This is a genomic window from Nocardia niwae NBRC 108934 = DSM 45340 (genome assembly GCF_001613465.1).
Lineage (GTDB): Bacteria > Actinomycetota > Actinomycetes > Mycobacteriales > Mycobacteriaceae > Nocardia > Nocardia niwae.
This window is the reverse complement of sequence record NZ_BDCK01000032.1, coordinates 67,430-79,592: the sequence shown is the minus strand read 5'-3', so window position 1 is coordinate 79,592 and position 12,163 is coordinate 67,430. Positions and strand designations below refer to the sequence as shown.

Annotated in this window: 17 protein-coding genes; 8 read left to right on the top strand and 9 right to left on the bottom strand. The window is 70.0% G+C overall.

Annotated features, from left to right (window positions below):
* Nucleotides 1–55: 55 nt before the first annotated feature.
* From ispF to carD, 3 genes are read right to left on the bottom strand one after another with little or no spacing between them, the layout of a single operon-like run.
* A complete protein-coding gene (gene ispF, locus NNI01S_RS23125; protein ID WP_063022307.1) occupies nucleotides 56–523 on the bottom strand; it encodes a 2-C-methyl-D-erythritol 2,4-cyclodiphosphate synthase in 468 nt (155 codons plus the stop codon).
* 2 nt (nucleotides 524–525) lie between these two features.
* The gene (gene ispD / locus NNI01S_RS23120; RefSeq protein WP_063022223.1) at nucleotides 526–1,251 is read right to left on the bottom strand and encodes a 2-C-methyl-D-erythritol 4-phosphate cytidylyltransferase; all 726 of its coding nucleotides are present in this window, start codon (nucleotides 1,249–1,251) and stop codon (nucleotides 526–528) included.
* A gap of 2 nt (nucleotides 1,252–1,253) precedes the next feature.
* The gene (carD, locus tag NNI01S_RS23115; protein ID WP_011206964.1) at nucleotides 1,254–1,742 is read right to left on the bottom strand and encodes an RNA polymerase-binding transcription factor CarD; all 489 of its coding nucleotides are present in this window, start codon (nucleotides 1,740–1,742) and stop codon (nucleotides 1,254–1,256) included.
* Nucleotides 1,743–2,150: 408 nt separating this feature from the next.
* On the opposite strand from carD, the gene NNI01S_RS23110 reads away from it, so the two are divergent.
* Nucleotides 2,151–2,903 carry a copper chaperone PCu(A)C domain-containing protein gene (locus NNI01S_RS23110; RefSeq protein ID WP_369689675.1) on the top strand — a complete coding sequence of 251 codons (753 nt, stop codon included), beginning with the start codon at nucleotides 2,151–2,153 and terminating at the stop codon, nucleotides 2,901–2,903.
* A gap of 93 nt (nucleotides 2,904–2,996) precedes the next feature.
* Nucleotides 2,997–4,394: a DNA repair protein RadA gene (gene radA, locus NNI01S_RS23105; protein ID WP_063022221.1), complete on the top strand. Its 1,398-nt coding sequence runs from the start codon at nucleotides 2,997–2,999 to the stop codon at nucleotides 4,392–4,394.
* 10 nt (nucleotides 4,395–4,404) lie between these two features.
* Here the strand turns inward: radA and NNI01S_RS23100 are convergent, their stop codons facing one another.
* Nucleotides 4,405–5,055, bottom strand: coding sequence for a hypothetical protein (locus tag NNI01S_RS23100; RefSeq protein ID WP_063022220.1), 651 nt, complete (start codon nucleotides 5,053–5,055; stop codon nucleotides 4,405–4,407).
* A gap of 113 nt (nucleotides 5,056–5,168) precedes the next feature.
* Complete coding sequence (locus NNI01S_RS23095; RefSeq protein WP_063022306.1) at nucleotides 5,169–5,792, bottom strand: carbonic anhydrase; 624 nt, start codon at nucleotides 5,790–5,792, stop codon at nucleotides 5,169–5,171.
* 90 nt (nucleotides 5,793–5,882) lie between these two features.
* Between NNI01S_RS23095 and NNI01S_RS23090 the strand changes: the two genes are divergently transcribed.
* Nucleotides 5,883–6,800 carry an HhH-GPD family protein gene (locus NNI01S_RS23090; RefSeq protein ID WP_281180677.1) on the top strand — a complete coding sequence of 306 codons (918 nt, stop codon included), beginning with the start codon at nucleotides 5,883–5,885 and terminating at the stop codon, nucleotides 6,798–6,800.
* Nucleotides 6,801–6,840: 40 nt separating this feature from the next.
* Here NNI01S_RS23090 and NNI01S_RS23085 read toward each other — a convergent pair whose 3' ends face one another.
* Nucleotides 6,841–7,587, bottom strand: coding sequence for an alpha/beta fold hydrolase (locus NNI01S_RS23085; protein WP_063022219.1), 747 nt, complete (start codon nucleotides 7,585–7,587; stop codon nucleotides 6,841–6,843).
* A 58-nt stretch (nucleotides 7,588–7,645) separates the two neighbouring features.
* Between NNI01S_RS23085 and mhuD the strand changes: the two genes are divergently transcribed.
* The 4 genes from mhuD (at nucleotide 7,646) to NNI01S_RS23065 (ending at nucleotide 9,741) form a co-directional block, all read left to right on the top strand.
* Nucleotides 7,646–7,960 carry a mycobilin-forming heme oxygenase MhuD gene (gene mhuD / locus NNI01S_RS23080; RefSeq protein ID WP_039794711.1) on the top strand — a complete coding sequence of 105 codons (315 nt, stop codon included), beginning with the start codon at nucleotides 7,646–7,648 and terminating at the stop codon, nucleotides 7,958–7,960.
* A 262-nt stretch (nucleotides 7,961–8,222) separates the two neighbouring features.
* Nucleotides 8,223–8,417, top strand: coding sequence for a CbtB domain-containing protein (locus NNI01S_RS23075; protein ID WP_039794710.1), 195 nt, complete (start codon nucleotides 8,223–8,225; stop codon nucleotides 8,415–8,417).
* On the top strand, nucleotides 8,408–9,235 hold the full coding sequence (locus NNI01S_RS23070; RefSeq protein ID WP_063022218.1) for a CbtA family protein: 828 nt from the start codon (nucleotides 8,408–8,410) through the stop codon (nucleotides 9,233–9,235). The genes NNI01S_RS23075 and NNI01S_RS23070 overlap by 10 nt, the downstream gene beginning before the upstream one ends.
* A 35-nt stretch (nucleotides 9,236–9,270) precedes the next feature.
* Nucleotides 9,271–9,741: a hypothetical protein gene (locus NNI01S_RS23065; RefSeq protein ID WP_063022217.1), complete on the top strand. Its 471-nt coding sequence runs from the start codon at nucleotides 9,271–9,273 to the stop codon at nucleotides 9,739–9,741.
* A 54-nt stretch (nucleotides 9,742–9,795) separates the two neighbouring features.
* Here NNI01S_RS23065 and NNI01S_RS23060 read toward each other — a convergent pair whose 3' ends face one another.
* The 3 genes from NNI01S_RS23060 to NNI01S_RS23050 all read right to left on the bottom strand — a co-directional run bounded on the left by NNI01S_RS23060 (nucleotide 9,796) and on the right by NNI01S_RS23050 (nucleotide 11,375).
* Nucleotides 9,796–10,236 (bottom strand): OsmC family peroxiredoxin, encoded by a 441-nt coding sequence (locus NNI01S_RS23060; protein ID WP_063022216.1) that lies wholly within the window; start codon nucleotides 10,234–10,236, stop codon nucleotides 9,796–9,798.
* A 169-nt stretch (nucleotides 10,237–10,405) separates the two neighbouring features.
* Nucleotides 10,406–10,726 carry a DMT family transporter gene (locus tag NNI01S_RS23055; protein ID WP_063022215.1) on the bottom strand — a complete coding sequence of 107 codons (321 nt, stop codon included), beginning with the start codon at nucleotides 10,724–10,726 and terminating at the stop codon, nucleotides 10,406–10,408.
* A 1-nt stretch (nucleotide 10,727) separates the two neighbouring features.
* On the bottom strand, nucleotides 10,728–11,375 hold the full coding sequence (locus tag NNI01S_RS23050; protein WP_063022214.1) for an FMN-dependent NADH-azoreductase: 648 nt from the start codon (nucleotides 11,373–11,375) through the stop codon (nucleotides 10,728–10,730).
* A 106-nt stretch (nucleotides 11,376–11,481) separates the two neighbouring features.
* Between NNI01S_RS23050 and NNI01S_RS23045 the strand changes: the two genes are divergently transcribed.
* Nucleotides 11,482–12,090, top strand: coding sequence for a TetR/AcrR family transcriptional regulator (locus NNI01S_RS23045; RefSeq protein WP_063022304.1), 609 nt, complete (start codon nucleotides 11,482–11,484; stop codon nucleotides 12,088–12,090).
* Nucleotides 12,091–12,163: the final 73 nt, after the last annotated feature.

Genomic DNA, 12,163 nt, shown 5'->3' with positions numbered 1-12,163 from the left:
TCCTAGCTGGTGTATAAGGTCGTTCACGGACCGGCTCGGGTCCGTCGGAGCTGGATCAACGACAGGCTTGCAGCAGTGCCGTCGCCACGGCGGCGACACCCTCGCCGCGACCGGTGAGGCCGAGCCCGTCGGTGGTGGTGCCGGACACCGAGACCGGGGCCGCGAGCAGCTCGCCGAGCACCTGCTGCGCTTCGGCGCGCCGGGGCCCGATCTTGGGTCGGTTGCCGATCACCTGCACCGCGGCGTTGACCACTTCGAAGCCCGCTTCGTCCAGTAGCCTGCGCACTTCCTTCAGCATCGCCGCGCCGGAGACGCCCGCCCATTCCGGGCGCCCGGTGCCGAAGACCGCGCCGACATCGCCGAGACCCGCCGCGGACAGCAGCGCGTCGCACAACGCGTGCGCGGCGACGTCGCCGTCCGAGTGACCGGCGCAGCCGTCGTCGCCGTCGAACAGCAGACCGGCCATCCAGCAGGGCCTGCCCGCTTCGACCGGATGGACGTCACTGCCGATGCCGACGCGCATGGTCACGGCGCCACCGCCTGTCCCAGGCCCGCGCCGTCGAGCACCGCGCCCGCGAGCCGGAGGTCGAGCGGGGTGGTGATCTTGAAGGCCAGCGGATCGCCGGGAATGGTGTGGACCGCGACGCCGAGCCGCTCGACCAGCCCCGCGTCGTCGGTGGCCTGGATGCCCTCGGGCGCGTAGGCGGAGCGCAGCAGATCGGCCGCGAAACCCTGCGGCGTCTGGATGGCGCGCAACCGCGCGCGGTCCGGAGTACCGGTCACCGCACCGGCCGCGTCGACGGACTTGATGGTGTCGGCCACCGGGAGTCCCGGAACCACCGCGGGACGGCCCGCGCGCAGTTCCGCCGCGACCCGAGCGATGAGTTCGGGCGGCGTGAGGGCTCGGGCGGCATCGTGCACCAGGAAGAAGGCGGCGTCGGGCGCCGCGGCGATACCCGCCCGCACCGAGTCGATGCGTTCGGCGCCGCCGACGACCACCTGAACCGAACTCGTGGGCGGCAGCAGGGCAACGGCGCTGTCGACGAGTTCGGTGGGAACCATCACGATGATCCGGTCGACCGCGCCGGAGGCGATCAAGCCTTCGACGGCGAGCCGGACCATGGGCGTGCCGCCGACCGGGACGAACGCCTTGGGTGTGGATTCACCCAGACGCACGCCACGACCGGCGGCAGGCACCAGAGCAACGACGGGTCCGTCGGTGGAACGGACACCGTTGTCGAATTTGTTCACGGTCAGGAAGCCGCTGCGAGGACCTCGTCGAGCAGGGTCTCGGCCTTGCCGTCATCGGTGCCTTCGGCCAGCGCGAGCTCACCGACAAGAATCTGCCGGGCCTTGGCGAGCATGCGCTTCTCACCCGCGGACAGGCCGCGGTCCTGTTCCCGGCGCCACAGATCGCGGACGACCTCGGCCACCTTGTTCACATCGCCGGAGGCGAGCTTCTCCAGGTTGGCCTTGTAGCGGCGGGACCAGTTGGTCGGCTCCTCCGTATGCGGCGCGCGAAGCACCTGGAAGACCCGATCGAGACCCTCCTGACCCACGACGTCACGCACGCCGACGTATTCGGCGTTCTCCGCGGGAACCCGAACAGTGAGATCGCCTTGGGCGACCTTCAGGACCAGATACTCTTTTTGCTCACCCTTGATGGTGCGAGTCTCGATTGCTTCGATCAGCGCCGCTCCGTGGTGGGGGTAAACGACGGTGTCTCCGACCTTAAAAATCATGTGTCCCGTGCCCCTTTCGATGTTCACAGTTTAACATGCGACTCGATAACGGCGCGATCAACTGTGCAGGTCAGGGCCACAACGAGGCGACCGTGGGGCTTGACAGATGCCAGGCGGTGTGCATTACGTTGTGCCAGAAGGGGTTATCTCCCGGCTTGTTCCGCGCCGCTCGCCGCCCGCGCGCCGGCACCTTCGCGGCAACCTCCGAAGCTCGACCGAACCGTTACCGAACCGGCGGGTGTCGGCACGGGTGTCCAGTGCCCCGCGGCACGTCCCTGGCGCGCATCGGACGCGGGCGCCCGCGTTCCACACAGCCCCCGCGCCCGGTCCGCCGAGGGAACTACTACGCTGCCTAGTTACTACGCTCCCGCGCGGAGCCAGAGCCCGGTCGACATGGAGGGACAACCCGTGACTGCCCTGAAAGCTGTGACCGCCCCGAAGGGGGCGCGACGTCGCATGGTGACGGTTGCCGCACTCGCCGCCGGAGCGGCGCTCGCGCTGTCCGGGTGCGGCGCGGGCCAGATCTCGCAGACCGCGGAGCAGGTCGCCGCCGTGAACGGCAACCACGCCGACGTCGGCCGCATCGCGCTGCGCAATGTGCACATCGTGTACCCGACCGAAGGCGGCGCGTACAACAACGCCAAGGGCGGCAAGGCGCTCATCGCGCTGTCCATCATCAACAACGGCGAATCCGTCAAGGACGAGCTGACCAGCATCACCACCGACCTCGGCACCGTCAAGATCACCCCGGCCTCTGGTAAGTCCGTCGTCGAGCTCGCCCCGCAGCAGACCGTCGTCGCGGCCGGCCAGCCGGTCAAGCGCGAAGCCGCGTCCACCACCAGCGCCGCGCCGACCACGAGCGCCGCCGCGCCCACCTCCGCGTCGCGCTCCGCCGCGCCGACCACCACCGCCGATTCGCACGGCGCGGGCGAGCACGGCTCCCCGGCCGCCTCCGACGACCCGGAGGCCAACCCCATCCTGATCGAGATCACCGGCCTCACCCGGGACGTCACCCCGGGCCTCACCTACAACGTCTCGTTCAACTTCAAGCAGAACGGCACCGTGCAGGTCCAGGTCCCGGTCGACGCCGGACAGCACACCGAGCGCCACGAGTCCGACAAGTCCGGCCCGGCCGAAGCCGAGCACACCGGCGGTCACTGAGCGGTGTTCGATTTCCCGCACCTGCGGCGCGGCGTGTTCGCGCCGTAGGTGCGGGAAAACCAGATTGTCGGGGGTGATGCGTATGGTGCCCCTGTGGCAAAGACCAAGCCGACCTTTCGCTGCTCCGCCTGTTCCCATGAGGTCGCCAAGTGGGTGGGCAAGTGCCCTGAGTGCGGGGCCTGGGGCACCGTCGACGAGGTAGTCGCCGGGGCGGGGGCGGTCGGGGCTCCCGGGCGGAAGGCGATGTTGCCCAGTACCGCTGCCGCACCGATCTCACAGATCGATTCCAAGATCACCCGGGCGCGGCCGACCGGCGTCAGCGAGCTGGACCGGGTGCTCGGCGGCGGGGTGGTGCCCGGCTCGGTGGTGTTGCTGTCCGGCGAGCCCGGGGTAGGCAAGTCGACGCTGCTGCTCGAGGTGGCGCATCGCTGGGCCGCCCAGCGCGAGGAGAAGTCGTTGTACGTCACCGCCGAGGAGTCGGCGGGGCAGGTCCGGTTGCGGGCCGATCGCACCGGCGCGGTGCACGACCGGGTCTATCTGGCCGCGGAATCGGACCTGTCGATCGTGCTCGGGCACGTCGAGCAGGTGCGGCCGACGCTGCTGGTGGTCGACTCGGTGCAGACGATGCTGGCCCCGGCGGTGGACGGCGTGATCGGCGGCGTCACTCAGGTCCGAGAGGTGACCGCCGCGCTGACCTCGCTGGCCAAGGCGAGCGGGATCGCGGTGCTGCTGGTCGGGCACGTCACCAAGGACGGCAATGTCGCGGGGCCGCGCACGCTCGAGCACCTGGTCGACGTGGTGCTGCAGTTCGAAGGCGACAAGAACTCCACACTGCGCATGGTGCGCGGCATCAAGAACCGCTTCGGCAGCGCCGACGAGGTGGGATGTTTCGAGTTGCACGAGGACGGCATCGCCTGCGTCGACGACCCGTCCGGCCTGTTCCTGCACCATCGGACGGATTCCGTGCCGGGCACGGCGGTGACCGTCGCGATGGACGGCAAGCGCCCGCTGGTCGGCGAGGTACAGGGCCTGACCGTGAAGACCGAGATCCCGCAGCCGCGCCGCGCGGTGAGCGGCCTGGACTACAACCGGGTCGCCATGGTCCTGGCCGTCCTGCAGAGCCGGGGCAGGGTGTTTCTCGGCAAGAGCGACGTCTACGCCGCGACGGTCGGCGGCATGCGCCTGATCGAGCCGTCCGCCGACCTCGCCATCGCGCTCGCCATCGCCAGCGCCGAGTCCGACGTCCCGATTCCGCCGGGCTGGGTGATCCTCGGCGAGGTCGGGCTCGCGGGCGAGGTCCGCAAAGTGACCGGCCTCAACCGCAGGCTGGCCGAGGCCGAACGTCTCGGCTTCACCACCGCCCTGGTCCCGCCCGGTCTCGCGCCGGTGAAAAGCACCATGAAGATCCACGAGGTCACCGACCTCCGCTCCGCCATCCGCATAGCGGGCCTGCGCAAGCTACGCGCTGCCCCCGAAGAGGCCGCCAGCTGACCGCCGCGTCCTACGCGATGTTGAACGGTTCGGCCATGCTGCGCACCGACCCGAGTTGCGCGACGACGCTGTACGCCCCCGGGGGAACTTGGACGCGTTCGCCCGCGCAGCTGGGCTGGGACGTGGTGCCCGACCAGGTCACCGTGAACGCCGCCTGCTCACCGCGGCTCATCGTGCGGACGTCGGGCTGGCCGTCCGGATAGCAGTCGGTGCTCGACCACAGGCGCCGCTGGCCGTCGAGCGTGTGCACCGAAACCTGCTGCAGTCCGGAGCCCATGTCGCGGGTGCACGGCACCGCCGAGATGTTGGTGATGACGATCCCGAACACCGGCTGCTCACCCGTCTTGTAGGTGGGCTGCTCGACGGTCACCTTGATCGCCAGCGATTGGTCCGGGCATGGACCCGCCGCGACGCCGGTGGCCGCCGCGGAGGATTTCGGCGCGCCGGACTCGCCGGACGGCTTGGCCGCCGCGTCGGCGGGCTTGGCCGCGACCGTGGTGCTGGATGCGGCGGCCCGGGCGTCACCGGGCGAGTCGCCGCCGCGGGCGACCGCGAGCACGACCCAGATCAGCAGCGCCAGGGCGACCACCATGATCCCGATGGCGAACACGCGTCGACGCCAGTAGATCTCCGGTGGCAGCGGTCCATTCGGTTCCAGCACGCCTCAACGGTAAGGGCAGGGTCGGGCGCATCGTCTCAGGGGCACGGCGTGTCGGCCGCCCGCACCTGCGGGCGGCGAGTACATTCCGCCGGCACGCTGGGCCGATCGCGGCCTCAGGCCTCCTCGCCGATGTTGCCGACCACCCGGTGCAGCTGCACTTTGCCCTCGGCCAGCTTGTAGGTCACGGAGGCGATGGCGCACGCGCCGGTCGCGACCGCCTGCGAGATGATCATCGACCGCTGCATGAGCAGCCGGCTGGTCTCCACCACGTGCCTGGCCTCGATCTCGTCGACGGTGGACAGTCCTTCGCGGCGTCCGACCAGGATGGACGGGGTGACCCGCTCGACCACACTGCGGATGAACCCGCCGGGGACCTCGCCGCCGTCGAGCGCGTCGATGGTGGCCTTCACGGCTCCGCAGCTGTCGTGCCCGAGCACTACGATGAGCGGCACGTTGAGCACCTGCACCCCGTACTCGATCGAGCCGAGCACCGAGCTGTCGACCACATGGCCCGCGGTGCGCACCACGAACATGTCGCCGAGACCTTGGTCGAAGATCAATTCGGCGGCGACTCGGGAGTCACCGCAACCGAACAAGATCGCGTGCGGATGCTGGCCGCTGACAAGCTTGGCCCGGTCCGCGGCACCCTGGCTAGGATGCAGCAGCGCACCACTGACGAAGCGGTCGTTGCCTTCACGCAGGGACTTCCAGGCACTGATCGGGTTGGAATCCGGCATACCGACCATTGTGCAGGATGGTTGCGCTACCAGCGAGTTAGGTCGGTTACGGGTGGGCAAATACCGCCTGGCGGCCGTAGGACGGGGACAGTGAGGACAGTGCGGAACGGCGCACCGAAGGGCATCGACGCGGACACGTTGCTGGACTGGTACGGAGCGACCGCGCGCGATCTGCCGTGGCGCCGCGACGGCGTCACCGCGTGGCAGATTCTGATGAGCGAGATCATGCTGCAGCAGACGCCGGTCGTGCGGGTGGAACCCATCTGGCGGGAGTGGGTGGCGCGCTGGCCGGTCCCCTCGGCGATGGCCGCCTCGTCGCAGGCCGAAGTGCTGCGCGCCTGGGGCAAGCTCGGCTATCCGCGGCGCGCGCTGCGGCTGCACGAGTGCGCCAGGGTGCTGGCGGCCGAGCACGGTGACGAGGTGCCCGCCGACGTGGAGGTGCTGCTCGGGCTGCCCGGGATCGGGGCCTACACCGCGCGCGCCGTCGCCTGTTTCGCCTACGGTCAGCGGGTACCGGTGGTGGACACGAATGTCCGCCGGGTGGTTGCCAGGGCGGTGCACGGGCGCGCGGAAGCGCGCAACCCGTCGTCGCGGGACCTCCTCGAGACCGAAGCGCTGCTCCCGCTTCAGATCGATCGCGCGGCGGTGTTCTCCGCCGCCCTGATGGAACTCGGCGCGACCGTGTGCACTGCCCGCACTCCGGATTGCTCGCGCTGCCCGTTGCCGAGCTGCGCGTGGGTGGCCGCGGGCCGTCCGGTCAGCGACGTCGTCCGCCGCACCCAGAAGTACGAGGGCACCGACCGCCAAGCGCGCGGGCGCCTGCTGGACGTGCTGCGTCACGCCAGCGGGCCGGTGGAGCGGATGCGCCTCGATCTGGCCTGGACCCGCGACCCGGGGCAGCGCGACCGCGCGCTGGATTCGCTGCTGGTGGACGGTCTGATCGAGCAGACGCCCGAAGGCTTGTTCGCCTTGGCGGGCGAGGGCGGGCATCCGGAGGCGCTCGGCTGAACCGGGATCGGCTCGGGTCCCGACGGAATCGCCGGATTGCCTAGCTGCCCAGCACCCGCCGCAGGAAGTGCTCGACCTCTGCGCGATAGCGCTCGGGTTGGTCGTCGTGGACGAGGTGGCCCGCACCAGGGACCAGGACGTAGTCGGCGCCAGGGTGGGCGGCGGCCATCCGCCGCATCTGCCCCGGCGGGGTGATGCTGTGCTCGCCCTCCAGCAGCAGGGCGGGGACCCGCACCGCGTGCCAGTGCCGCCAGAAGTCGCGCGTTCCCCACTCCTCGGAGATATCGCGGAAGGTGGCGACCGAGCCGTGCAGCCGGTATCCGTCCGGGCCGCGCTCGAACGAATTCAGGAAATACCGCCCGGCGACCGGTCCGAAGAAGGACAGCACCGCCTCGTCGTCGGGAAACGGCTGCGGCCAGGCCTCGATCATCGCGGCCCAGTGCGCGGCGGTGCGGCCGGTGAAGTCCGGCGCGATGTCCTCGATCACGAGCGCGCGCACCCGCTCGGGGTGGGTCGCGGCGAACACCCAACCGTGCAGCGCGCCCATCGAATGCCCGATCACCACCATCGGTTCGGCGATCGCGGCGGTGCCCGCGGCCAGATCGGCGACGAAGGCCTCGGTCGTCAGCCGCTCGGGCGCCGGCCTGCCGTGCCCGGCGGCGTCGAAGGTGTAGACGTGGCCGTATTCGCGCAGCCAGCCCAGCTGATCGCGCCACGTGCGCGCGCTGCCCATCAGTCCGTGCAGCAACAGGATCGGCGCGCCTGCTCCGCCTTCGTCGTACAACATCGCCTCGACAATACGAGTCACCGAGCGTCTGCTCGGCAGCAGCCGCTAGCTTGGACGCATGGCTGTTGTGAAGATCAACGCGATCGAGGTTCCCGAGGGCGCGGGTCCCGAGCTGGAGAAGCGGTTCGCCCACCGTGCGCACGCGGTCGAGAATTCCCCCGGCTTCCTCGGCTTCCAGCTGCTGCGCCCGGTGGCCGGCGAGAAGCGCTATTTCGTGGTGACCCAATGGGATTCGGAAGAGTCCTTCGCGGCTTGGCGGGACGGGCCCGCGCGCGAGGCGCACGCGGGCGAGCGGCAGAAGCCGGTCTCAACGGGTGCTTCCCTGCTCGAGTTCGAGGTCGTGCTCGACGTCGACGCGAAGCCCGCGAATTGAGCCGGTGACCTACCGCCGGGCAGGCCCGCCTGCCCGGCGACTCGCCCGGCGCCGTGGTACGCCCGTGCCGGACCCGGTTGACGCCGGGGCCGTGCAGGTGTCACAGTTCGAAGGACAAACGCGAGGGTGACGCGGTAATTCCGGTGAGATTCCGGAGCGGTCGCGCCACTGTGTTCCACGCACCGAGTCCGGTGCCGGAAAGCCAGACACCGGCACCGTCGCGCCACCACCCGACGGGACGCGTATCCCAAGGAGGACTCGAATGGCCATCGCGCATTCACCCAGCCGGGCAACCGATTCCCTGGCCACCGTGCTGGTCACGGTCGGTGTCGTTCTTCTCGCACTGCTCACGCTGTACCTGGTCGGTTTCGACCAGGGCGTCATCTCGCGCAGCGGGATGTACCTGCATGAGCTGATGCACGACGGACGCCACCTGCTGGGGCTTCCGTGCCACTGATCGGTTCGCTCCGAACCCTGCTGCTGCGCGGCCTGCTGGCCGGTCTGATCGCCGGACTGCTGGCCGCCACAGTCGGATACTTCGTCGGCGAACCCGAAGTGGACGCCGCCATCGCCATCGAGGAAGCCCGCTCCGGCGCCGAACACGCGCACAGCGAACAAGCCGAATCGCCCAGCGGGCACTCGCACGGCGAGCATGCCGAATCGGCGGGCGGACATTCCCACGGTGACGGGGAAGAACCGTTGGTGAGCCGCGGCGGACAGAAGTTCGGGCAATTTCTCGCACTCGGGCTGGCCGGGCTCGCGCTCGGCGCCATCTACGCCTCGGTCGCGCATTTCGCGCGGCGCTACACCACGCTGACCGGGCCACGGCTCGCCTTGACGCTCGGCGTGGCGGGCTGGGCCGCGATCGTCGCGGTGCCCTTCTTCAAGTACCCGGCCAACCCACCGGCGGTGGGCGACCCGGACACCATCAACGAGCGCACCCTGCTGTGGGTGGCCGCGGTGGTGCTCGGCCTCGTGGCCGTCGGCGCGGCGGTGGCCGTGTTCACGGCGCTGCGCGCACAACTTCCCACGTTCCGGTTGATCGGTGGTCTAGCGGCGTTCGTCCTGGTGACCGCGCTCGGCTACGTCCTGCTGCCCGGGGTGAACGAGGTCAGCGCGGACTTCCCGGCCACTTTGCTGTGGCAGTTCCGGGTGGCGTCGCTGGCCGAGACCGCGACCCTGTGGGCCTGCCTGGCCCTCGGTTTCGCGGCACTCACCGAGTTCGCGACACGCACCGATACTCCGGTACGGGTCGCGGCCGCTACCGCGGAGTGATTCCCCTCCGGAAGCGCTGAGGCAGTGTCGGTCCCATGACCGGCACTGCCTTTTCCGTCTGGCCCGCGCCATCGCGCGTCCACCCCGCTGGACCACCGCCCGCCGTCCGTGTCGCGTTCGTCGCACTGGTCGTGGCTTTGGTCGCGGGCATCGCCGAGGCGATCGCGCGGGCCCTCACGGCCGACCCGGCCGGCGTCGCGACCGGGCTGGGGCTACGCACCGCGATCTATCTACTGGTGCTCGCTGTCGCGGTGCGCATGACCCACGGGGACCGTTGGGCCCGCCTGCTGCTCACCGTCGGTATCGGTGTCTTCGGCCTGTTGTCGCTGATCATCGAGCCGCTCGCCGCGGCCATGTCGGCGAACGAACTGCGCGACCTCTTCCGGGATGCCACACCCGCGTCGCTGCTGGTCGCCGCCCTGCGCACCGTCCACGTCCTCGCGGTGCTGATCGCTATTCCCGCGCTCTACGCCCGCCCCGCGCGCCGCTATTTCCGCAAGCGCTGATCCCGCACACGCTTCGTGCCCCGCGCCCGTGGCGGGTGCGGGGCACCCGGCGCGCTACGCGAGAGCCGCGTCGAGAGTGATGTGGTCGACGCCGGCGAGGGCCTTGCTGACCGGGCAGCCCGCCTTGGCGGCCTCGGCGGCGGCCTGGAAGGCGTCGGCGTCGATGCCCGAGACCCGCCCGCGGACGGTCAGCTTGATTCCGGTGATCCGGAAGCCGCCCGCCGGGTCGGGGCCGAGGGTCACGTCGGCGGTGACGTCCAGGTTCTCCGGGGTGCCGCCCGCGTTGCCGATCTGCGCCGACAGCGCCATCGCGTAGCAGGAGGAGTGCGCGGCCGCGATCAGCTCTTCCGGGCTGGTCGTGCCGTCGGCCTCCTCGGCGGAACGCTTGGGAAACGACACGTCGTACTTACCGACCCCAGAGCTGGCCAGTTCGACCTGTCCCGAACCCTCCTGCAGGGTGCCGGTCCAGTCAGTACGCGCGGTACGTGTGGGCATCACGGTCCTTTCGCCGATGATCGTTTGACGATTCAGGACGAACCTACCCCGGCCGACTCGACCCGGCCCACCGGTTCACCGATCGCGTTCGCCGCGGCGCGGCGCTCGGACACGCTGGGCAGCTCGGCGGTAAACCGCGGACGCTCAAGCGAATCCGCGCGGCCGAGCGCTACTCCGGATTCGTGATCCTGGCCAGCACGATGCCGCCGAGGATCAACGCGAGCGCCAGCAAGCGGCCGACGCCGAGCGGGTCCTTGTGGAGGGCGATGCCGAGGGTGATCGCGCCGAGCGCGCCGATGCCGGTGAACACCGCGTAGGCAGTGCCGACCGGCAACGTCTGCATGGCGCGCGACAGCAGGTAGACCGCGGTCGCGCCGAGCACGAAACAGACCAGGGTGGGGACGATCCTGGTGAAATTCTCGGTCGGCTTGATGCTCTGCGACCAGGCGATCTCCACCAATCCGGCGGCGGCGAGGACTACCCAGTTCATGTCAGTACTCCCCGGCCAGCGCGCTGACGGCGGACAAAGCGCGGGTGTAGGACGCGTCGTGCTCGGCACGCAGGTGCGCCAGCGCCGGGTCCTGGCGGGAATTGGCGAGTTCCGCGTGCACGAAAACGGCGTCCGATACGGCGAAATGGCCGGCGAAGAAGTCACGCAGGAAGCGCTCCTGGTAGTCGTAGGCCGCTTTCGGAGCGCCGGGCGAGTAAGCGCCGCCGCGCGCGCTCGTCACGACGAACCGACGGTGGCCCAGCGACATGCGCGGGAAAGTCACCTGGTCCAGCCACGCTTTCAGCGAGGCGGGGACCGAGTAGTTGTACATGGGGGTGCCGATCAGGATCACATCCGCCGCGAGCAACTCGGTCAGCAACGGCTCGACCACCTTCCATGCGGCGGCCTGCTCGGGGGTGCGCACCAACGCACCGAGCTGTGCCGGATCCGTGCTCGGCAGGGCGAGGACGGCGTCACACAGCTCGGTCCACGCCTCGCCGATGAACGGGACCGGCTCGGCGGCGAGGTCGCGGTAGCGGTAGTCGCCGTCCGGATGCCCCGCGCGCCAGGCGTCCGCGAATGCGGCGCTCAATACCCGGCTGATCGACTGCCGCCGGGCGCTGGCGTCGAGGTGCAACAGCGTGCTCATGGTCAACCTCCAATAAGTGGACAACATGTCCGATTCAGGCAGGGCCCACGATACGAGTCAAGTGGACATCTTGTCCAGTTATTGCACGATCGGCTACAGTCACGACATGCAACCCCGATCCGACCTGCTCGCCGACGTCGGTCCGGGCCGGTCGGCGGCCCCGGAACGCGCGGACGCGGCGCGCAACCGAGCCAAAGTGCTCGCCGCCGCCGCCGAGTTGTTCGCCACCCGGGACCCGCGCACGGTGACGATGGACGACATCGCGAAGGCCGCGGGCGTCGGCCGCGGCACCCTGTACCGGCGCTATCCGGACACCAACTCGGTCGCGGTGGCCCTGCTCGACGAACACGAGCGAGCGCTACAAGCGAAACTGCTTTCCGGTCCTCCACCGCTCGGCCCCGGAGCTTCCCCCGCCCAGAGGCTGGCCGCGTTCTACGCCGCGATGGTCGAATTGCTCGAGTCGCACGCTCATCTGGTGCTCGGCGCGGAGATCGGCGGCGCACGTTTCGTGACCGGGGCCTACGGATTCTGGTACGCGCATGTGCGAGCTTTGGTGGCGGCGGCGGGAATTCGCGAACCGGATGCGCTGGTCGACCCGCTCCTCGCACCACTGGCGGCCGAGGTCTATCGACAGCAACGCGAGCGCGGCCTGACCTCCGCACAGATCACCCACGCGCTCCGGGTGATCGCCGAAACAGTGCTCGCGCAGAGGTGAGAACGACCGTCGAGTTGCGAAGAACGAAACCGCCGGTGGCTGACGCCTGCCGACGGCTTCGCCGCCCCGCGTG